General features: G+C 53.4%; 19 protein-coding genes. All 19 read right to left on the reverse strand.

The genetic code is table 11. The annotated features are described in order from the left end of the window. Window positions 1–16: 16 nt before the first annotated feature. The 19 genes from SB13_RS01165 to ravA all read right to left on the reverse strand — a co-directional run bounded on the left by SB13_RS01165 (window position 17) and on the right by ravA (window position 20,195). On the reverse strand, window positions 17–1,099 hold the full coding sequence (locus tag SB13_RS01165) for a methyltransferase (protein ID WP_026738599.1): 1,083 nt from the start codon (window positions 1,097–1,099) through the stop codon (window positions 17–19). Window positions 1,100–1,162: 63 nt separating this feature from the next. Beyond that, window positions 1,163–1,555, reverse strand: a complete 393-nt coding sequence (locus tag SB13_RS01170) for a hypothetical protein (protein ID WP_026738600.1) — start codon at window positions 1,553–1,555, stop codon at window positions 1,163–1,165. 317 nt (window positions 1,556–1,872) lie between these two features. Beyond that, window positions 1,873–3,708: a glutamine--fructose-6-phosphate transaminase (isomerizing) gene (gene glmS / locus SB13_RS01175; RefSeq protein ID WP_026738601.1), complete on the reverse strand. Its 1,836-nt coding sequence runs from the start codon at window positions 3,706–3,708 to the stop codon at window positions 1,873–1,875. Window positions 3,709–3,960: 252 nt separating this feature from the next. After that, on the reverse strand, window positions 3,961–5,331 hold the full coding sequence (glmU, locus tag SB13_RS01180; RefSeq protein ID WP_026738602.1) for a bifunctional UDP-N-acetylglucosamine diphosphorylase/glucosamine-1-phosphate N-acetyltransferase GlmU: 1,371 nt from the start codon (window positions 5,329–5,331) through the stop codon (window positions 3,961–3,963). A gap of 268 nt (window positions 5,332–5,599) precedes the next feature. Continuing rightward, window positions 5,600–6,013: a F0F1 ATP synthase subunit epsilon gene (locus SB13_RS01185; protein WP_026738603.1), complete on the reverse strand. Its 414-nt coding sequence runs from the start codon at window positions 6,011–6,013 to the stop codon at window positions 5,600–5,602. A 29-nt stretch (window positions 6,014–6,042) separates the two neighbouring features. Beyond that, entirely contained in the window at window positions 6,043–7,425 is a 1,383-nt protein-coding gene (gene atpD, locus SB13_RS01190; protein WP_026738604.1) for a F0F1 ATP synthase subunit beta, read from the reverse strand. A gap of 46 nt (window positions 7,426–7,471) precedes the next feature. Next, window positions 7,472–8,335: a F0F1 ATP synthase subunit gamma gene (atpG, locus tag SB13_RS01195; RefSeq protein ID WP_026738605.1), complete on the reverse strand. Its 864-nt coding sequence runs from the start codon at window positions 8,333–8,335 to the stop codon at window positions 7,472–7,474. A gap of 53 nt (window positions 8,336–8,388) precedes the next feature. Further along, window positions 8,389–9,930, reverse strand: a complete 1,542-nt coding sequence (gene atpA / locus SB13_RS01200) for a F0F1 ATP synthase subunit alpha (RefSeq protein WP_026738606.1) — start codon at window positions 9,928–9,930, stop codon at window positions 8,389–8,391. 12 nt (window positions 9,931–9,942) lie between these two features. Next, a complete protein-coding gene (atpH, locus tag SB13_RS01205; protein WP_026738607.1) occupies window positions 9,943–10,476 on the reverse strand; it encodes a F0F1 ATP synthase subunit delta in 534 nt (177 codons plus the stop codon). A 14-nt stretch (window positions 10,477–10,490) separates the two neighbouring features. Further along, window positions 10,491–10,961 carry a F0F1 ATP synthase subunit B gene (atpF, locus tag SB13_RS01210; RefSeq protein WP_026738608.1) on the reverse strand — a complete coding sequence of 157 codons (471 nt, stop codon included), beginning with the start codon at window positions 10,959–10,961 and terminating at the stop codon, window positions 10,491–10,493. Between the two features lie 63 nt (window positions 10,962–11,024). Further along, window positions 11,025–11,264 carry a F0F1 ATP synthase subunit C gene (gene atpE, locus SB13_RS01215; protein ID WP_005976545.1) on the reverse strand — a complete coding sequence of 80 codons (240 nt, stop codon included), beginning with the start codon at window positions 11,262–11,264 and terminating at the stop codon, window positions 11,025–11,027. A gap of 49 nt (window positions 11,265–11,313) precedes the next feature. Beyond that, window positions 11,314–12,117, reverse strand: a complete 804-nt coding sequence (gene atpB, locus SB13_RS01220; protein ID WP_026738609.1) for a F0F1 ATP synthase subunit A — start codon at window positions 12,115–12,117, stop codon at window positions 11,314–11,316. Between the two features lie 23 nt (window positions 12,118–12,140). Then, the gene (gene atpI / locus SB13_RS01225) at window positions 12,141–12,524 is read right to left on the reverse strand and encodes a F0F1 ATP synthase subunit I (RefSeq protein ID WP_026738610.1); all 384 of its coding nucleotides are present in this window, start codon (window positions 12,522–12,524) and stop codon (window positions 12,141–12,143) included. A 632-nt stretch (window positions 12,525–13,156) separates the two neighbouring features. Beyond that, complete coding sequence (rsmG, locus tag SB13_RS01230; protein ID WP_026738611.1) at window positions 13,157–13,777, reverse strand: 16S rRNA (guanine(527)-N(7))-methyltransferase RsmG; 621 nt, start codon at window positions 13,775–13,777, stop codon at window positions 13,157–13,159. A gap of 81 nt (window positions 13,778–13,858) precedes the next feature. Then, entirely contained in the window at window positions 13,859–15,748 is a 1,890-nt protein-coding gene (gene mnmG, locus SB13_RS01235) for a tRNA uridine-5-carboxymethylaminomethyl(34) synthesis enzyme MnmG (RefSeq protein WP_026738612.1), read from the reverse strand. 377 nt (window positions 15,749–16,125) lie between these two features. Next, window positions 16,126–16,569, reverse strand: a complete 444-nt coding sequence (mioC, locus tag SB13_RS01240) for an FMN-binding protein MioC (RefSeq protein WP_026738613.1) — start codon at window positions 16,567–16,569, stop codon at window positions 16,126–16,128. 91 nt (window positions 16,570–16,660) lie between these two features. Then, a complete protein-coding gene (gene asnC, locus SB13_RS01245) occupies window positions 16,661–17,122 on the reverse strand; it encodes a transcriptional regulator AsnC (RefSeq protein WP_026738614.1) in 462 nt (153 codons plus the stop codon). A gap of 97 nt (window positions 17,123–17,219) precedes the next feature. Then, window positions 17,220–18,692, reverse strand: coding sequence for an ATPase RavA stimulator ViaA (gene viaA, locus SB13_RS01250; RefSeq protein ID WP_026738615.1), 1,473 nt, complete (start codon window positions 18,690–18,692; stop codon window positions 17,220–17,222). A gap of 6 nt (window positions 18,693–18,698) precedes the next feature. Then, a complete protein-coding gene (gene ravA / locus SB13_RS01255; RefSeq protein ID WP_026738616.1) occupies window positions 18,699–20,195 on the reverse strand; it encodes an ATPase RavA in 1,497 nt (498 codons plus the stop codon). Window positions 20,196–20,323 lie beyond the last annotated feature (128 nt).

Below are 20,323 nucleotides of genomic sequence, written 5' to 3' on the forward strand. Positions count from 1 at the left end.
CCCGCTTTCCCTGACGTTAATTTATTGATACATCAGCTTTTTTACAGACCAATAGCGTATGTCCCACGCCGATATTGTCGACCTGCTGCTCCACGTCCAGCCCCGCCTGAGCCAACAACGGTATAAAGCGCTTCGCGGCATAGAAACGGCTGTTACCGTTGGCAAGACAGGTAAAGTAAAGCGACGACATATTGAGGCTGAACGCGGCCGCTTCCCATTTCTGTCGATCCCAGAATATTTCCAGAATGCAAATCCTGGCTTCCGGCTGCATACTCCGCGTGATCTTGCGTAAAATCCACACAATCTGCTCTTCGCTGAAGCAATCGAGAAATTGGCTCATCCACCAGATATCGGCCTCTGTCGGCAGAGCATCGTCAGAAAGGATGTCGGCGGCCACGCCGCTGATGCGGCCAGACTTGCCGGCTTGCGCCACGGCCGTTTCCGCTAACGCTATCTGTTCAGGTAAATCGACCAGAGTGATGTGGACATCCGGGTTGTAGTCATGGCACAACATCGCCCATTTACCGGTATTGCCACCCACGTCATACAACTGTCGGGGACCATACTGAAACACGTAGGGCAGCGCGGCTTTAAACGCCGCATCCGAGTAAAAGTGGTCGAAAGCAAACCAACTTTCCCGAGCCTTAGGCGGTAACCCGCTCAAAGCCGGATAGATCGTCGGCCAATCGCCAAAAACGCGTAATCCCGCCGGTTTGTTTTCTGATAAGGCTTTATCGAGATAGAACATGCCCTGATAACAAACGTCTTGGGTGAAATCCATATTCACTCGCGTCATGCGATCGTGAAGGAGGAAATAACCGGTTTTACTCAGAATATAATGTTCATTTTTCAGGTAAATAAGACGACCGCTTAATCCCGCATCCAACAAAATCGCGACAGCATAGCGATCTAAATTAACGGCGGAGATAATATCATCCAATAAAGCGCCCGTCTGTCCACGCTCATCTAAGAAAGACAGGATGCCATAATTGCGCAAATTAACGGCCGCCTGAAACAAAATCGGGGCAAATGCGATACGCTGAGCTTCAGTAATCGCATCCAACGCGCTGATATTATCTTTATCGTATCCGTGAAACACCGCATTTCCCTGAAAAATAAACAGAAAGCAAAAGGCCGAATGATAAATATTCGGCCCTGATTGTTATTTAATAAGCTGGGCAGACAGGCGCAATTGAATTTCGCGATCCAAATTGTTTATCCAACGATTGTAATTACGATGGATTTTTCCATTGGCAGCCCTGAGATTCTGGCTACTGACGTAGTTGATGGAATAACCGCTAGTCGAGTAGTTGATGCGGATATCCGCGACATGGCCACGCTGGTTGACATGACCGTTGATCACTCCGGGAGAGACTGGCGTCATAGCCCACTCACGCTGCTGCCCTGCCTGAATAATGGCTGTTTTTACCTGTTCAATGCTGTAATGGGCTGTGATGGGTTGATTCACATTCATAATATAGGCGCTTCGGGAAGAACACCCCACCAACGTGAAAAGACACACCAGACACGCGGCCAAAATACGAAACTTTTTCATAGAATCCCTGTAAGAATGTCACCATTAGGTCTGCCTGGGTTAAGACGGCAGTCTTGGATGCGAAGCCTGAAACGACCATGCACCATTGCGCACATTTTACCCAAGATTAAAATATTTTTACAAAAGTTATCCTAAAACAGACAACCAAATGCTCTTAAAACAACCAACTCAACGGGAAGCCCCCAATAAAAATCGAGTCAGTCAGGCATAAAACGGCGGCGGCAGGGAAAAATTTATAAAGAAGTTAAAGAAAAGGGGAAAATAACGTCAGCCAGAGAATATGAACATGATTTCTCTGGCTGACGAGGCAAGTTTAGTTACTCCACGGTGACCGATTTCGCCAGGTTACGCGGCTGATCGACATCGGTGCCTTTTATTAAGGCAACATGGTAAGCCAGTAGCTGAAGCGGCACGGTGTAGAAGATGGGGGCAATAACCTCTTCTACATGTGGCAGAGAAATGATTTTCATCATTTCGCTGTCCGAGGTGAATCCCGCTTCTTCATCCGCAAAGACATACAGCTCGCCGCCTCGGGCGCGAACTTCCTCAATGTTGGATTTGAGTTTTTCCAGCAAATCATTGTTAGGCGCTACCACCACAACCGGCATATCTGCATCAATCAACGCCAGCGGCCCGTGTTTTAACTCACCGGCAGCGTACGCTTCCGCGTGGATGTAGGAGATCTCTTTCAGCTTGAGCGCCCCTTCCATCGCTATCGGATACTGGTCGCCACGGCCCAGGAACAGCGCGTGGTGCTTATCGGAGAAGCCTTCCGCCAGCGATTCAATCAGCTTGTCCTGAGACAGGATCTGCTCCAGGCGCGCGGGCAAGGCCTGCAGGGCGTGCACGATATCGTGCTCAACCTGAGGTTCCATACCGCGCAGGCGCCCAATTCGCGCCACCAGCATCAGCAATACCGTCAGCTGAGTGGTGAAGGCCTTGGTCGACGCCACGCCGATTTCCGTGCCGGCTTTGGTCATGAGCGCCAAATCGGACTCGCGAACCAGCGATGAACTGGCGACGTTGCAGATCGCCAGCGAGCCAAGATAGCCGAGCGACTTGGACAACCGCAGCGCGGCCAGCGTGTCGGCGGTTTCCCCGGACTGGGACAGGGTAATCATCATGCTGTTACGCCGCACCGCCGGCTTGCGGTAACGGAATTCAGAAGCGATTTCGACATCGCATGGAATACCCGCCAGCGACTCAAACCAGTAGCGGGACACCATACCGGAGTTGTATGAGGTCCCACAGGCGATGATCTGCAGATGCTCGACTTTCGACAGCAGTTCGTCGGCGTGCGCGCCCAGCTCGGACAAATCGATCTCGCCGTGGCTGAAACGGCCTTCCAGCGTGTTTTTGATCGCCAGAGGCTGTTCGTAAATCTCTTTCTGCATGTAGTGACGGTAGGCGCCTTTGTCTCCGGCATCGTACTGCACGTTGGATTCGATCTCTTCACGCGTCACTTCCGCCCCCTGACGATCGAAAATACGTACCGTACGGCGAGTGACTTCAGCAATATCGCCTTCTTCCAGGAAGATAAAGCGACGGGTCACCGGCAGCAGCGCCAGCTGATCGGAAGCGATGAAGTTTTCCCCCACGCCGCGACCAATGACCAGGGGACTGCCGGAACGCGCGGCCACCAGAACGTTGGGATCGCTGCTGTCCATCAGCACCATGCCATAAGCGCCACGCAGCTGAGGAATGACGCGTTTAACGATATCAATCAGCGAGCCGCCGTTCTCTTTCTGTTCCCAACGCACCAGATGCGCGACGACTTCCGTATCCGTTTCAGAAACGAATCGAAAACCCCGCGCGGTCAGCATTTCTCGCAGCGGCTCATAGTTTTCGATGATGCCGTTATGCACGACGACGATGTTTTCGGACACATGCGGATGCGCATTCGCTTCCGACGGTTCGCCATGTGTCGCCCAACGCGTATGGGCGATCCCGGTGCCGCCGTGCAGCGGATGTTCGTCCGCCGCCTGGGCCAGCATCTGGACTTTGCCCAGACGACGCAGACGGGTCATATGCCCTTCGTTATCGACAACCGCCAGACCGGCCGAATCATAGCCTCGGTATTCCAGACGGCGTAACCCTTCCAACAGGATTTCAGCAATATCTCGTTGCGCGACTGCGCCTACAATTCCACACATACAATGGTATTCCTATAGAGGCGACATACTGTGTCACCGATGAAGTCTTTGACCTGATTAATCCGGTTTATTCCGGGCTCCCCGAGCCTTGTAGAGTGGGGAATTATTATGTTTTGGCCTGCCTGTTCGCGCACCAATCTGAAAATGCAGGACAAAACCGTCTTTCATCAAGACAATGCTCATCCCGCCCTGCTGGAGCGGGATGCTTTGTTCGACGAGGGCGCATAGATCAGCGGCCGCCGTCACCACGTTTTATTTCTTTTTCACCGGCCTCTGCCAGCCAGCGATGCTTGTCTGCTTGACGCGGCTGAGCACCAGCTCGTTTTCGCCCACATCGCGAGTCACCGTGGTGCCCGCGCCAAGAGTCGCTCCATTGGCGATGCGAACTGGCGCCACCAGCTGGGTATCTGAACCGACAAAGACATCATCGCCGATGAGAGTTTGGTGCTTGTTGGCCCCGTCATAATTACAGGTGATAGTACCCGCGCCAATATTCACGTTCGCGCCGATATCAGCATCGCCCAAATAGGTCAGGTGGCCGGCTTTAGAGCCTTTCCCCAAACGGGCTTTTTTCATTTCAACGAAATTGCCGACATGAGCGCCTTCCGCCAGCTCGGCGCCAGGCCGCAGACGGGCAAAAGGCCCGATAGTGCACTTCGCTTCCAGCACGGCGTCTTCCAACACCGAGTATGGACTGACTTCACAATCATCACCAATGACGCTGTTTTTGATCACGCAGCCCGCACCAATCGTCACGCGATTCCCCAAAGTGACATCGCCTTCCAGTATGACATTGCTGTCAATGGTGACGTCACGGCCAAACTTCACGTCGCCGCGCAGATCGAACCGCGCCGGATCCTGCAACATGACGCCTGCCAGCAACAGCTTTTCCGCCTGTTCCTGCTGATAAATGCGTTCCAGACGCGCCAGTTGGAGGCGATTGTTGACGCCTTCCACCTCGCTGGGCCGTTCTGGGTGGATCGCGGCGACGTGACGGCCTTCCTGAGCAGCCATCGCGATGATATCGGTGATATAAAATTCGCCCTGCGCATTGTCGTTGGTCAGTTGGCTTAGCCAGCGCTTCAGATCGCGGCCGCCCGCCACCAGAATTCCGGTATTGATTTCGCAGATCTCACGCTGCGCCTCGCTGGCGTCTTTATGTTCCACGATACCGACCACCGCATGGTCCTGCCGTACAATGCGGCCGTATCCGGTAGGATCGTCGACGTTTACGGTCAGCAGACCGATGCCGCCCTCGGGCTTCGCCTGCACCAGACGCTTTAACGTCGCTTCGGCGATCAGCGGAACGTCGCCGTACAACATCAAGACATCTTCATCATCAATAAACGCTGGCGCCGCCTGCTGCATCGCATGCCCCGTCCCCAGCTGTTCGGCCTGCAACACCCAGTTCAGCGCTTCGCTGGACAGCGTCTTTTTCAGGCGATCGCCGCCGTGACCATAAACCAGATGAATACGCTCGGCGCCCACCTTCATGGCGGTATCAATCACGTGTTGAACCATCGGCTTACCGGCCAGCGGGTGGAGAACTTTGGGAAGATCGGAATACATGCGCGTTCCCTTGCCGGCGGCAAGAATAACGACGCTGATAGCACTGTTCGACATAGGCATCCTGACTGAAACTGATTGGTGCCCACCAAGTGGGACGAATGAAAGTTAACCCTATTATTACACCGGATTACTACATATTTTTCAGCGAAAAATCCCGCTTGGCCGCATTTTGCGTGATAACGCCGACGAATTGGCGGTTTCAACCTCAAAGGCGTCCATTTAGCGACGGTTTTGTGTCTTAACCACCCTAAATATCGCCCGGCCACGGGTATAAAAAAAGCCAGCAGGTAAACACCGGCCGGCTTTTTGGAGACTGTTTCTGTTACATCGATTTTCTGGTCAGCTCGATAACGCGCAGTTTGGCAATGGCTTTGCTCAGTTCAGCAGAGGCCTGAGCGTAATCCACGTCACCGTGTGAACTGCGGATATGTTCTTCAGCCTTGCGCTTCGCTTCCAGAGCCCGCGCTTCATCAAGATCCTGCCCACGGATGGCGGTATCAGCCAAAACGGTGACCGCGTTCGGCTGTACCTCAAGGGTACCACCGGACAGGTAGATGAACTCTTCATCACCGTGTTGCTTAACAATACGCACCATACCAGGCTTAATGGCCGTCAGCAGGGGGGCGTGACCAGGGTAAATCCCCAGCTCGCCTTCGCTACCGGTCACCTGAATTTTCTGTACCAGACCGGCGAACATTGCCTGTTCCGCACTCACGACATCCAGATGGTAAGTCATAGCAGCCATGTCACCCTCCTATCAAGGCGTTACAGTTTCTTGGCTTTTTCCACGGCTTCGTCAATGGAACCAACCATGTAGAACGCCTGCTCCGGCAGGTGGTCGTATTCACCGTCCATGATGCCTTTAAAGCCACGGATGGTCTCTTTAAGAGAGACGAATTTACCCGGAGAACCCGTGAACACTTCTGCCACGAAGAACGGCTGAGACAGGAAGCGCTGGATCTTACGAGCACGGGATACAACCAGTTTGTCTTCTTCAGACAATTCGTCCATACCCAAAATCGCGATGATGTCCTTCAGTTCCTGGTAACGCTGCAGAATGGACTGCACGCCACGAGCGACATCATAGTGTTCCTGACCGACAACCAGCGGATCCAGCTGACGGCTGGTGGAATCCAGCGGGTCAACGGCCGGGTAGATACCCAGAGACGCGATCTGACGGCTCAGTACCACGGTTGCATCCAAGTGAGCAAAGGTGGTGGCTGGCGACGGGTCGGTCAAGTCATCCGCAGGGACGTAAACGGCCTGAACGGACGTGATGGAACCAGTTTTTGTGGAAGTGATACGTTCCTGCAGCACACCCATTTCTTCCGCCAGGGTCGGCTGGTAGCCTACTGCGGAAGGCATACGGCCCAGCAGTGCGGACACTTCAGTCCCTGCCAGCGTATAACGGTAGATGTTATCGACGAACAGCAGAACGTCACGACCTTCATCACGGAATTTTTCCGCCATGGTCAGGCCAGTCAGCGCCACGCGCAGACGGTTACCCGGCGGCTCGTTCATCTGACCATACACGAGCGATACTTTATCCAGAACGTTGGATTCGCTCATTTCGTGGTAGAAGTCGTTACCCTCACGAGTACGTTCCCCTACACCCGCAAAGACGGAGTAACCGGAGTGCTCGATAGCGATGTTACGGATCAGTTCCATCATGTTGACGGTTTTACCTACACCCGCGCCGCCGAGCAGGCCGACTTTACCGCCTTTAGCGAACGGACACATCAGGTCGATAACCTTGATACCCGTTTCCAGCAGTTCCTGGGAGTTGGACAGATCTTCATAAACCGGCGCTTCGCGGTGGATAGCCCAACGCTCTTCTTCGCCAATGTCGCCCTTCATGTCGACCGGCTCGCCCAGCACGTTCATGATACGACCCAGCGTCGCTTTACCGACCGGCACTTCGATAGGGTGACCGAGGTTAGCAACGTCCAGGCCGCGACGCAGACCGTCTGAAGAACCCATTGCAATACAACGAACAACGCCGCCGCCTAACTGCTGCTGTACTTCCAGCACCAGTTTTTCAGCACCGTTTTCAACCTCAAGCGCATCGTACACCTTCGGTACGGCATCCTGAGGGAACTCGACGTCCACCACGGCGCCGATTACCTGGATAATCTTTCCAGTAGCCATCTTGAATCCTCTACGTAATTCGACAATACGTAATTCGTAAACCTGCTTAAACCGCGGAGGCTCCCCCGACGATCTCGGTGAGTTCCTGAGTGATGCTGGCCTGACGAGCTTTGTTGTATACCAACTGCAGCTCTTTAATCAGATTGCCGCCGTTATCGGTGGCGGCCTTCATCGCAACCATTCGCGCGGCCTGCTCGCTGGCCAGGTTCTCTACGACGCCCTGATAAACCTGAGACTCCACATAACGGCGCAGCAGGGTATCCAGCAGTGCTTTAGGGTCCGGCTCATACAGGTAATCCCAGGATTTCTTCTTCAGCGTGCTGTCTTCCGCCGGGGGCAGAGGCAGAAGCTGAACAACCTGAGGCTCCTGAGACATGGTATTGATGAACTTGTTGCTCACCACATACAGCCTGTCCAGACGACCTTCGTCATAGGCCTGCAGCATGACTTTTACCGATCCGATCAATTCTGACAGGCTGGGGGTATCGCCCATACCCGTAACCTGAGCGACAATGTTTCCGCCAACGGAATTGAAGAAAGAGACGCCTTTTGCCCCTACCAGCGCCAGATCGCTTTCGACGCCCTTGTCGCCCCACTCTTTCATCTCGGCCAGAAGCTTTTTGAACAGGTTAATATTCAAGCCGCCACACAGGCCACGGTCTGTAGACACAACAAAATACCCGACGCGCTTCACTTCGCGCTCTTCCAGGTACGGATGTCTATATTCCAAATTACCTAACGCAAGGTGACCAATCACTTTGCGAATAGTTTCAGCATAAGGACGGCTGGCCACCATACGATCCTGCGATTTACGCATTTTGGAAGCGGCGACCATCTCCATCGCTTTAGTGATCTTCTGCGTATTCTGGACGCTTCCGATCTTACTACGTATCTCTTTTGCGCCGGCCATCTTAGCTTCTCCTCAATAGCCTAGCGGTCTGCCGTGAGGCAGACCGCGGGCAATTACCAGGACTGGGTTGCTTTAAAGGTATCGAGGATAGTTTTGAATTGACCCTCGATTTCATCGTTATAAGCACCCGTCTGGTCGATCTGCTGCAGAAGTTCGCCGTGCTCACGGCTGGCATAGGCCAGCAGCGCCGCTTCAAAACTTCCCACTTTAGACAGCTCAACGTCTTCCAGATAACCGCGTTCTGCCGAGAACAGCACCAGAGACTGCTGCGCGATAGACATCGGCGCATACTGTTTCTGTTTCAGCAGTTCAGTCACTTTCTGACCGTGGTTCAGCTGCTTGCGCGTTGCATCATCCAGATCGGAAGCAAACTGAGAAAACGCCGCCAGTTCGCGATACTGTGCCAGCGCGGTACGAATACCACCGGACAGTTTCTTCATGATCTTGCTCTGAGCCGCACCACCTACACGGGATACGGAAATCCCCGGGTTAACCGCAGGACGAATACCGGCGTTGAACAGGGTGGATTCCAGGAAGATCTGACCATCGGTAATGGAAATGACGTTGGTCGGTACGAACGCGGAAACGTCCCCAGCCTGAGTTTCAATGATAGGCAGCGCCGTCAGAGAACCCGTTTTGTCCTTCACTTCACCGTTGGTGAATTTTTCTACGTACTCGGCGTTGACGCGCGCAGCACGTTCCAGCAGGCGGGAGTGCAGATAGAACACATCGCCCGGGAATGCTTCACGGCCCGGCGGACGGCGCAGCAGCAGAGAAATCTGACGATAAGCGACAGCCTGTTTGGACAGGTCATCGTAAATGATCAGCGCATCTTCACCACGGTCACGGAAATATTCGCCCATGGCGCAACCGGCATAAGGCGCCAGGTACTGCAGAGCGGCAGATTCGGAAGCCGTAGCCACAACCACGATGGTGTTAGCCAGCGCGCCGTGCTCTTCCAGTTTGCGAACCACGTTGGAAATGGTGGATGCTTTCTGACCGATAGCGACGTAGATACATTTGATGCCGGAATCACGCTGGTTGATGATGGCATCAACGGCCAGCGCGGTTTTACCGGTCTGACGGTCGCCGATGATCAGCTCACGCTGACCGCGGCCGATCGGAATCATCGCATCGACGGATTTGTAACCGGTCTGAACCGGCTGGTCGACAGACTGACGTTCGATAACGCCCGGCGCAATCGCCTCAACAGCGGCGAAACCGTCGTGCTCTACCGGACCTTTACCGTCGATAGGCGCACCCAGTGTGTTGACCACTCGGCCCAGCAGGCCGCGGCCTACCGGAACTTCCAGAATACGGCCGGTACATTTTACTTTCATGCCTTCGGCCAGGTCCGCATACGGACCCATAACCACAGCACCTACGGAGTCGCGCTCCAGGTTCAGTGCGATGGCATAACGGTTGCCGGGCAAGGAAATCATTTCCCCCTGCATGACATCGGCCAGACCGTGTACGCGGATGATCCCGTCACTGACGGAAACGATAGTACCTTCGTTATGAGCTTCGCTCACAACATTGAACTGAGCAATCCGCTGCTTGATCAGTTCACTGATTTCGGTGGAATTCAGTTGCATGCTCCAGTCCCCTTAAGACTGCAAGACGTCTGCCAGACGATCCAGACGACCACGAATACTGCCGTCTATCACCATATCGCCTGCGCGAATGATCACGCCGGCCATAACAGACTTATCAATTTTGCAATTCAGCTTCACTTTACGTGACAGACGTTGTTCCATCGCAACCGCTATCTTGGATAGCTGCTGCTCGCTCAACGTCGCGGCAGAAATCACATCGACATCAACTGTCGATTCCTGTGCCGCACGAAGTTGAACAAACTGTTCCAGTACTTCAGGAAGCACCGGTAAACGCCCGTTTTCGGCCATAACCCGAATCAGGTTTTGGCCCGCATCATCCAGTTGATCACCGCATACCTCGATGAAGGTATTCGCCAGCGTTTGCGGCGCGACAGCGCCGGAAAGCAGTTCAGCGATCAGTTCATCTCGGCTTACTTCTGCAGCAAATGCCAGCATGTACTGCCAGTGTTCAACCGCCTGGTGTTCTGCGGCAAAGTCAAAAGCTGCTTTGGCGTAGGGGCGAGCTACCGTGACAAATTCAGACATCAGCCCCTTCCTCCTTACAGTTCAGCGACCAGTTTATCGACGATGTCGCTGTTAGCAGCTTCATCCACGGAACGTTCAATGATTCTCTCGGCACCCGCAATAGCCAGCGAGGCGACCTGCTTACGCAGCTCTTCGCGAGCGCGCTTGCGTTCGGCGTCAATCTCAGCCTGGGCCTGCGCCACAATTTTGTTGCGTTCCGTTTCTGCTTCCACTTTCGCTTCTTCCAGAATCTGAGCGCGCTGCTTATTCGCCTGCTCAATAATGACCTGAGCATCCGCTTTAGCTTTCTTCAGTTGATCGGTCGCATTGGCCTGCGCTAGGTTCAGATCGTTCTTGGCGCGTTCTGCAGAAGACAAACCGTCAGCGATTTCTTTTTGACGTTTCTCAATGGCAGCCATAATCGGCGGCCATATGTACTTCATGCAGAACAGGACAAACAGGACAAACGCAATGGCCTGGCCGAGGATTGTAGCGTTAATATTCACAGCACAATGCCTCTTCGTAAGTTAAATGGTTGATGTTCCATCACCGGGCAAGCACAAGCTTGCTTAGGCGACCGCAAACATCACATACAGACCCAAACCAACAGCGATCATCGGGATAGCATCCACCAGACCCATTACGATAAAGAACTGTGTACGCAGCAGAGGAATCAGATCGGGCTGACGTGCAGCGCCTTCCAAAAATTTACCACCCAGAATGCCGATACCGATCGCAGCACCGATAGCCGCCAAACCCATCATCAACGCGGCAGCCATGTACAGCAGATCCACACTCAGGTTTTCCATGACAGTCTCCAGTTTGTTTCAGTTAAAACGTTATTGTGTTGAAAGAAAATCAATGCTCTTCAGATGCCATCGAGAGATAAACAACCGTCAGAACCATGAAAATAAAAGCCTGAAGCGTAATGATCAGGATGTGGAAAATGGCCCAAGGGACATTCAACAACCATTGAGACCACCACGGCAACAAGCCGGCAATCAGGATGAAAATCAACTCACCCGCATACATGTTGCCAAACAGTCGCAAACCCAGTGAAACTGGTTTGGACAGCAGGCTGACACCTTCAAGAATCAGGTTGATAGGGATAAAGACAGGATGATTAAACGGCTGCAGTGTCAGCTCTTTGACAAAGCCGCCCACGCCTTTCATTTTGATGCTGTAGAACAGAATCAGAATGAAAACGCCTAACGCCATTGAAAGCGTAATGTTCACGTCGGCAGAAGGTACCACGCGCAAATAAGCATGGGCAGGATCGTGCCCGGCGGCGCTATAAATCTTCGCCCAAATTTGCGGCAGCAAATCGATCGGCAGCAGGTCCATAAAGTTCATCAGGAAAACCCAGACGAAAATGGTCAGCGCCAAAGGAGCAATCAATTTGCTCTTGCCGTGATACATATCACGCACGCTGCTATCTACGAAACCGACGACCAGCTCAACTGCGGTCTGCAGCTTGCCAGGCACGCCACTGGTTGCGTTTTTAGCGACTGAACGAAAGATAACCAGAAAGAGTATGCCAAGAGCGACTGAGAAAAACATCGAATCGATGTTGATCGCCCAGAAGCCCGAACCCACCTGTAAATGCGTCAGATGATGGCCGATATACTCTTGCGGAGTAGAGATTTCTCCTGAAGCAGACATGATGTCTCTTACCCTTTTTGTTGTTAACTACGGTAACGGTTAATGACAGCGGGTGCCACGATCTGGATAACCAACACCGACAAGTATGTCAGGCCAAGCGGAAGGAACGCCGCATGGAACCCGCCTAACGCCACCACCAACAATGCAATGGTGAAGAGCATTTTCAGCGCCTCGCCCACAGCAAATGACCAGGCAATGCGTCCTGCTGACGGTGTCTGCACGTTCTGCCGTAAGGCAAACAGCATAAACACCATATTCGGCAACCAGGCTGCCAATCCCCCGCCTAATGCGGAAACCGCCGCTTTCTGGCTGACCGTGGCGAAAATAGCGCTCAACGCCAACATCACCACGCATTGTATCAGCAACGAATGCAGCGCGACTTTCCCATTGTAAAGGGGTACAGACATGACGCTTGCTCTCCCCGTACCTTTTCTCAGAGGTATGCTGAATAAAGTCGTATAAAACTGCCTTTAGAGCATCGAGTCAAGCAGCAAAAAACGAGCAAATTATACGTTTCAGCCAAGCGAATTCAATCAATAAGTAGCCAAAAGGTGAACGATTATTTAAATTTATTTCAGAAGCCTTATTTTTACTAACTAGGCTGTTAACACGACTTTAATAAAACCAGCACTAAATCCGCTACATTGTGTGATATTACTCACATAAAACGCGTTACAGGGTTTTATATACGATCGGCTTTTTTTTTGTCTTTAGCAAAAATAGCTATTTTTATTTATTTAATTTCAAATAGTTAAAAACCAACACTCAGCAAACATAACAAAACCACAGCGAAAACCGGTTATTGACATTCCGGATAATTTTATCTCACATCATTAACACATATCCGTCACTTAAAACGGCACCGAAATTGTCAGGCTGTTCAAAAAAGACACATCCCGCTTTCTCGTCAAAATGCATTAAAGACACCGCTGTGTAACATCACATTAAAATTACTGAGGCCGCTAATTTATCACGCTCACGGCCCTGACTATCGGGTGAAAAGTGCAATTACTTCGTGCTTATTTGATAAAAAACAACATTAAAGCTGACGCAAAATCACCAAATGTCGTTCCCCTTCCTGCTCGGGTACGCTCAATTTCACGATCGACTCGGCGGAAATGCCGTCAGGCAGCGCATGCAGTTCGTCGTCGGGAAGTACGCCTTTAAGGGCGTAAAAACGCCCCTGGGGACGCGCGGGAAGGTGGTGACACCATTCAACCATATCCTGCAACGAAGCGAAGGCGCGGCTGATGACGCCGTCAAACGCAGGCTCTGCGGGGAAGTCCTCTACGCGGCTCTGTACCGGTTCGATGTTTTCCAACTGCAGCTCATGCTGCACCTGACGCAGAAAGCGTACGCGCTTGCCCAGGCTGTCTAACAAAACGAAATGGGAGTCAGGACGGATGATGGCCAACGGAATGCCAGGCAGGCCGGGACCGGTGCCGACATCAATGAACCGTTGCCCTTCCAGATGGGGTTCTACCACCAGGCTATCCATAATGTGGCGCACCAGCATTTGGTCGGGGTCGCGCACCGAAGTCAGATTGTAGGCCTTGTTCCACTTATTCAGCAGTTCAACATACTGGATCAGCTGCGTTTTCTGGCGATCGGTCAACGTTATGCCAGCGCTGTCCAGCAGGTGGTTTAATTTCGTAAGCACGCAAAAATCCTGGTTTTTCGTTCTGTTAGCTTGATAGACATGATGAAGCGCGGCCGACGACATGCGGTCGGCCGCGCTCTTTTAGGCGCTGCGGCGCAGCATCCCTTGTTTTTTCAGCCACACCAGCAAAATGGAAATGGCGGCAGGCGTGACGCCCGAGATACGAGACGCCTGGCCGATCGAACCCGGCTTGTGATCGTTAAGCTTGGCGACCACTTCGTTCGAGAGTCCGCTGACCTGACGATAGTCCAGCTCAGCCGGCAGCAAAGTATTTTCGTTACGTAGCTGTTTCTCGATCTCTTCCAGCTGACGGGCGATGTAACCTTCGTATTTGACCTGAATCTCGACCTGTTCCGCCGCTTTGGCATCGGTCAGCGCCGGAGCGAACATCGGCAGCTGGGTTAGCAGCGCATAGTCGATTTCAGGGCGACGCAGCAAATCTTCGCCGTTAGCTTCACGCGACAGCGGCGCTTTCAGCAGCGTGTTGATCTGGGCGACCTGCTCAGAATGCGGGTGGACGAAAACATCGCGCAGACGCTGACGCTCTTTTTCGATGCTCTCCAGCTTCTCGTTAAAGTGCGCCCAGCGCACATCGTCCACCATGCCCAGCTGTCGACCTTGCTCGGTCAAACGCAGGTCCGCGTTGTCTTCACGCAGCATCAGACGATATTCCGCTCGCGAAGTGAACATGCGGTACGGCTCTTTCGTGCCCAGCGTGCAGAGATCGTCCACCAGCACGCCGATGTAAGCCTGATCGCGACGAGGCGTCCACCCTTCCTGCTCAAAGGCCAGTCGTGCGGCGTTGAGTCCCGCCAACATGCCCTGAGCGGCGGCTTCTTCGTAACCGGTCGTGCCGTTGATCTGGCCGGCGAAGAACAAGCCGTGGATAAATTTGTTTTCCAGCGTCGGTTTGAGATCGCGCGGATCGAAAAAGTCATATTCGATCGCGTAGCCAGGACGAACAATGCGTGCGTTTTCCATCCCAGTCATCGAGCGAACAATCTGCCATTGCACGTCGAACGGCAGGCTGGTGGAAATGCCATTCGGGTATATTTCGTTACTGGTCAGCCCTTCCGGCTCCAGGAAAATCTGGTGAGCATTGCGGTCGGCGAAGCGCATGACTTTGTCTTCGATCGAAGGGCAGTAGCGGGGACCGATACCTTCGATGACGCCGGCGTACATCGGGCTGCGATCCAGATTATTACGGATCACCTCATGCGTACGTTCGTTGGTGTGTGTGATGTAGCACGGCATCTGCGCCGGATGCTGACTGGCATTTCCCATGAAGGAGAAGACCGGCATCGGGGTATCGCCATGCTGTTGCCCCAGCACGCTGAAATCGATAGTGCGTGCGTCGATACGCGGCGGCGTCCCTGTTTTCAGACGGCCGACGCGAAGCGGCAACTCCCGCAGACGTTTGGCGAGCGGAATGGACGGCGGATCGCCGGCACGGCCACCGCTGTAGTTATCCATTCCAATATGAATTTTGCCGTCAAGGAAAGTCCCGACGGTCAGGACGACGGATTTAGCGCGGAATTTAAGTCCCATCTGGGTCACGACGCCCACCACGCGATCGTTTTCCACGATCAGATCGTCAACAGCTTGCTGGAAGATCGTCAGGTTTTCCTGATTCTCCAGCGCCGTTCTAACCGCTTGCCGATACAGGACGCGGTCTGCCTGAGCACGAGTCGCACGCACCGCAGGCCCTTTGCTGATGTTTAGTATCCTAAACTGAATGCCCGCTTGGTCGATAGCGCTTGCCATCAGGCCGCCCATGGCGTCGATCTCTTTGACCAGATGTCCTTTTCCGATCCCGCCGATGGCTGGATTGCATGACATTTGTCCTAACGTATCAATGTTATGCGTCAGTAAAAGGGTTTGACGTCCCATTCGAGCAGAAGCCATCGCGGCTTCCGTGCCGGCGTGACCTCCGCCGATCACAATGACGTCAAAAGGATCTGGATAAAACATGGTACTGCACCTCGCGTGGTTGCGAACGATCGTTACGGCCCTGGGGTGGGGGATTCTACTCAAGTTTGTTCGAACGACCAAGCGCGGTTGATCGTCAGGTAATTAAAGAAAGATCTTTTTATTTAAAGATCTCTTTATTAGATCTCTTATTAGGATCGACCATATCTGTGGATAACCCAAAATAAGCGAGAATGATCAACCGATTAAGCGGGATCATTAGCTGTGAAAGATCGGTGATCCCACGCCGTATAAGCTGGGATCTGAATGGGACTTTATGCACAGGTCAGAAAACAACCTGCAGTTGTTATTGGGATAACTACCGGTTTTACCCGTGATATAACGTGTTTTATCCACAGATAAAGGTGTAAAAAAAGGCATTATCTGAGTAAATTAATCCACGATCCCAGCCATTCTTCCGCCGGATCCTCCGGTATTTCGTGTTCAGTGATGTCGATCTTGAGGATTTCACCGATCCTTTTCGCGCCACGATCCTGCAAAACGCGATCGACGGTCAGGATCGCGCCACAGTAAGTGTCGTACTCTTTACTGCCGATCCCGATAGCGCCGAAGTTGATCTGCGAGAGATCGGGTTTACTCGCCTCTATTTCTTCAAACAGCGTTTTCAGATTGTCAGGCAGGTCGCCAGCGCCGTGCGTAGAGGTGATCACCAGCCATAACCCTTGCGTAGGCACTTCGCTGAGTTCAGGGCCATGCAACAGCGTGGTGGAGAAGTCAGCCTGTTGCAGCAGGGTTTCCAGATGCTCTGCGACGTACTCCGCGCTGCCAAGCGTGCTACCGCTAATAAGAGTGATATGGGTCATACACGATCCCGTCGGATTAAAAGACGGGACATTGTACGCTGTGATTTTGGTGGGATCTACCTGTGGATAATAGGGGGATAGGAAAAAAGGGTCAGGGCGCGATGGTCCGCATGATGGGGTTTTGCAGGGAGATCAGGGTCTCCGTGGACTGAATTTCATCAATGGTCTGGATCTTGTTGATAAGTACATCCTGCAACGCGTCGATAGAGCGGCACATCACCTTGATGAACACGCTGTAGTGGCCGGTGGTGTAATAGGCTTCCACCACTTCTTCCAGGTTATTCAGCTTTTCGAGCGCAGAGGGGTAATCTTTGGCGCTTTTCAGGATAATGCCTATAAAACAGCATACGTCGTAGCCTAGCTGCTTAGGATTCACGTCCAGACGCGTGCCGACGATGATGCCCGCCTGCTTCATTTTTTCTACCCGGACATGGATGGTGCCGGGGCTGACCGCGAACTGCTTGGCGAGTTCCGCATAGGGCGTACGCGCATTTTCCATCAGCGCGCCGAGGATACTGCGGTCGAGTTCGTCCATTGAATAGGTGTCGGCCATATCACGTCTCTATAGTTGTCTGTTTCTGCGTTTTACTGCGAATGGTGGGTTGAAGCAACGTCTATCACGGCAGCGTCGGAAAAAAGCGAGCGGACGTTCAGTTTTTCGTGTGGTGTAGGCGACGTTGCAAACGGCTTTTCAGACCGGTGTTGAAGCGCCAGATATGGTCGAAAATAGTTAAGATGCCCGGTTTCCCGTGATCGGACATCGCCACCGCATGAAAGCGATGGTGATATTGACTCTGTCGCCGCCTCACCTCCTCAATCAACGGCTCGGGAAGACGCTGGGCGATGAAGTCCGAGATCATGACGGCATCCGCATCCTGCCATTGCTGACTGGCCATGATATCCAGCAGGGCGGCGATGCAGTCCGCCATGTCCGTACCGCCGCGGAAAGACTGATTAAGGAAACGAATCGCTTCGTCCAGACCATTGGCGGACGTCAGCTCGTAGCTCACGACGCCCGTCGAGAACAGCATGATGTAGCAGCGGCGGTTATCTTCCAGCGCGATACGCATCAACGCCAGACAGAAGGCTTTGGCGCAGCGTTCATTAAAACCGCCCATCGAGCCGGAGGTATCCACGCAGACGATGAAGGGACCGCGTGGCTGTTGCTCTTGATTTTGATGAACGACTGGACGCTCCTGAATCTTTTCGCGCCAGCCTTCGCCCTGCAACTGGTAAGTGAGCAGTCGGTGTTCCGCCAGGCGGCGATAGAACTCGTACTCCAGTTCGTCGACGCCAAGCATCGACAATTCAGTCGGGATCAGCCGCAGGATATCGTCACTCTGGTGGATACCGCTGACCTGTTCCGGCGTCAGGGACGGCTCGCGAATCATCACCTTGAACGCTTCGAGCGGCGTCGTCTGACTCAGCACCGTTTTGGTTTCATTGCTGCGGCCCAGGCGTTCCGCCAATTGCTGAAGTTCGGGCTGTTGCTGCAAGATGGCGCTGGTGGCGAGCAGCGGTTGCAGAGCCGGGGTCAGGCGCTTTCCGGCGCTGAGATCCCATAGCCGACCGGCGGCGGTATCGTTTTCCGCCAGCACCGGAATCAGTGATTCGGTAACGGTGAGACGCTGCTGCAACTCCTCCAAAAGCGTATCCCGCTCCTGATCGACAATCCGATGATGCAGTTCCAGCGTCTGCTGTGTCAGGCTGGCGCGCCAGCGCTGGATAAACAGCGCGTGTAATCCCGCGGTCATCTCATGGTCGGAGGCATCCGGCGAGTGGCGTAGTTTGTCCGCCTGAGCCAGAAACGGCGAATTGACTTCTTTCAGCAGGGTCATCAGCTCCGGCATGCGGGATGGCAAAGTATGGCGGCTGGTGGCCAGCGCCTGTTGGTAGCCTTCCACTTCCTTTTCGAGTTCTTCCGGGGCCGCGGTGGTATGGAGTCGCTGCTGCAAAAGCGTTTTCCACTTGGGGAGATCGTTCATGACGGCGGATTTTAGTCGCGGATGCTTTTCGAAGAACATCGCCAGTTGTGGCGTCGACAGCAGCGTGACGAGCATATCGTCCAGGAGATGGTTTTCATCAATAGAAAGCAGGAGCTCCAGCGATTCCAGCGTCAGCATTAAGGGTTACTCCTGTCGAGACTGTTCTATCTGTTCATCGACCAGCCGCAGGCTTTCTTCAATCCGCGCGAACCACTCTTTCGGGATGAACAGACAAGGCTGATGCTGCGAGAAGCGGCGCTGCTGTTCCTTGAGCTGGAGTTTTAGCGTGTCGTACTGCTGTACCAAAGACTCGGGCAGCTTGATGTTGTTTTTGTCCGGCAGTGAAAGCGTGGTGCTCTGGAGGCTGATGTCATGGACCACCAGATGCTGGGCGTCGTCGACTTTCATATCGATGCGTTGTCCGAATCCAAGGCCGTTGAGTTTGGCGCGGATTTCTCCTCCGGCATTCAGCCAGTGTGACAACGCCTTGGTCTCGAAGACCAGATGGGTGACCGTTCGGTCATTCAGTACCAGCGGGGTTTGCAGTACCAGCGTCAGTGTCTCGTCAGCAATGGTTTCAGGCAGCGTATAGTGCGGCTTGCGAGCAAAGAAATTCCCCTGTTTTTCTACCTTAAAGGCCTGCAATTCACTCTGCTGCTGTTCATACTGCTGCCGTTCGAGATTGAGCTGCTGAAGCCGATAAAGCAGCGTCTGCTGCTGGTAGGCGTGCTCGGTCATCAGTTGATTCATCAGCTGTTTCACCAGATCGAACGAGGTGTTGTCGTGCCACAGGCAATCTTTGAGCAGGATGATATCTACCGGCGTGATGTTGTCCCGCCCGCTGAAGAAGGCGCAGGCCTGAAGCAGGCGAATGGCTTTTTTCCACCGGCGATCGGAGACATAGGGCGCATTTTCCTGCGAGTCCAGCATCTGACGCAGTTGGAAAATCAAATCGAAACACGCATCCGGCAACGCTATCTGATTGATGAGTGATTGCCACTGCAGATACTCTTCGCCGCTGACGCTGAGGGCGTCGCTGACCGGATTGTCGCGTTCCCCGCCGCTGGTGGTCAGCATGGCCCGGAAGTTCTGTTTATCTTGCACGCGGCCGAGCCACAGGCGGATCAACATACGGTCGTACAGCGCTTCCAGACTGCTGTCGGCTTCCGGCAGTTCGTTAGAGGCGGTGACCAGCAGGCGCATGGGAATGGGCTCCTCGCTGTCGCCATTGCGAAAACGGCGTTCGTTGATGGCGGTCAGCAGGGTGTTCAGTATCGCCGGACCCGCCTTCCAGATTTCATCCAGAAAAACGATTTCCGCTTCCGGCAGGTAGCCGGAGGTCAGACGCTGGTAGCGTCCTTCATCTTTCAGCGCCTGAATAGACAGTGGTCCGAAGACTTCTTCCGGTGTGGAAAAGCGCGTCATCAGATATTCGAATGCCCGGGAGTCTCTGAACGCATATTTCAGCCGGCGGGCGATAAGGCTTTTCGCAATCCCCGGCGGCCCAAGTAAAAAGACGCTTTCTCCGCTAAGCGCGGCCAGCAGGCATAAGCGTATGGCGTGTTGTCTTTCGTACAGACCGTGTTCGAGGGCTTGGCTCAGGCGGGCGATTCGGTCAGCCAGCGCGGTGGGTTGTATCATTATTTATCCATCATTGCCGTCAATCACTGTTTGAGATTAGCAGTCTGGCTGAAGAATTATTAGCTGATTATGGGCATTGTTAGCCGCGTTAATCAATAATTGTCCTGTAAACGAAACGAGAAGGCAGG

The organism is Lonsdalea quercina subsp. quercina (assembly GCF_000688695.1).
GTDB classification, from domain to species: domain Bacteria; phylum Pseudomonadota; class Gammaproteobacteria; order Enterobacterales; family Enterobacteriaceae; genus Lonsdalea; species Lonsdalea quercina_D.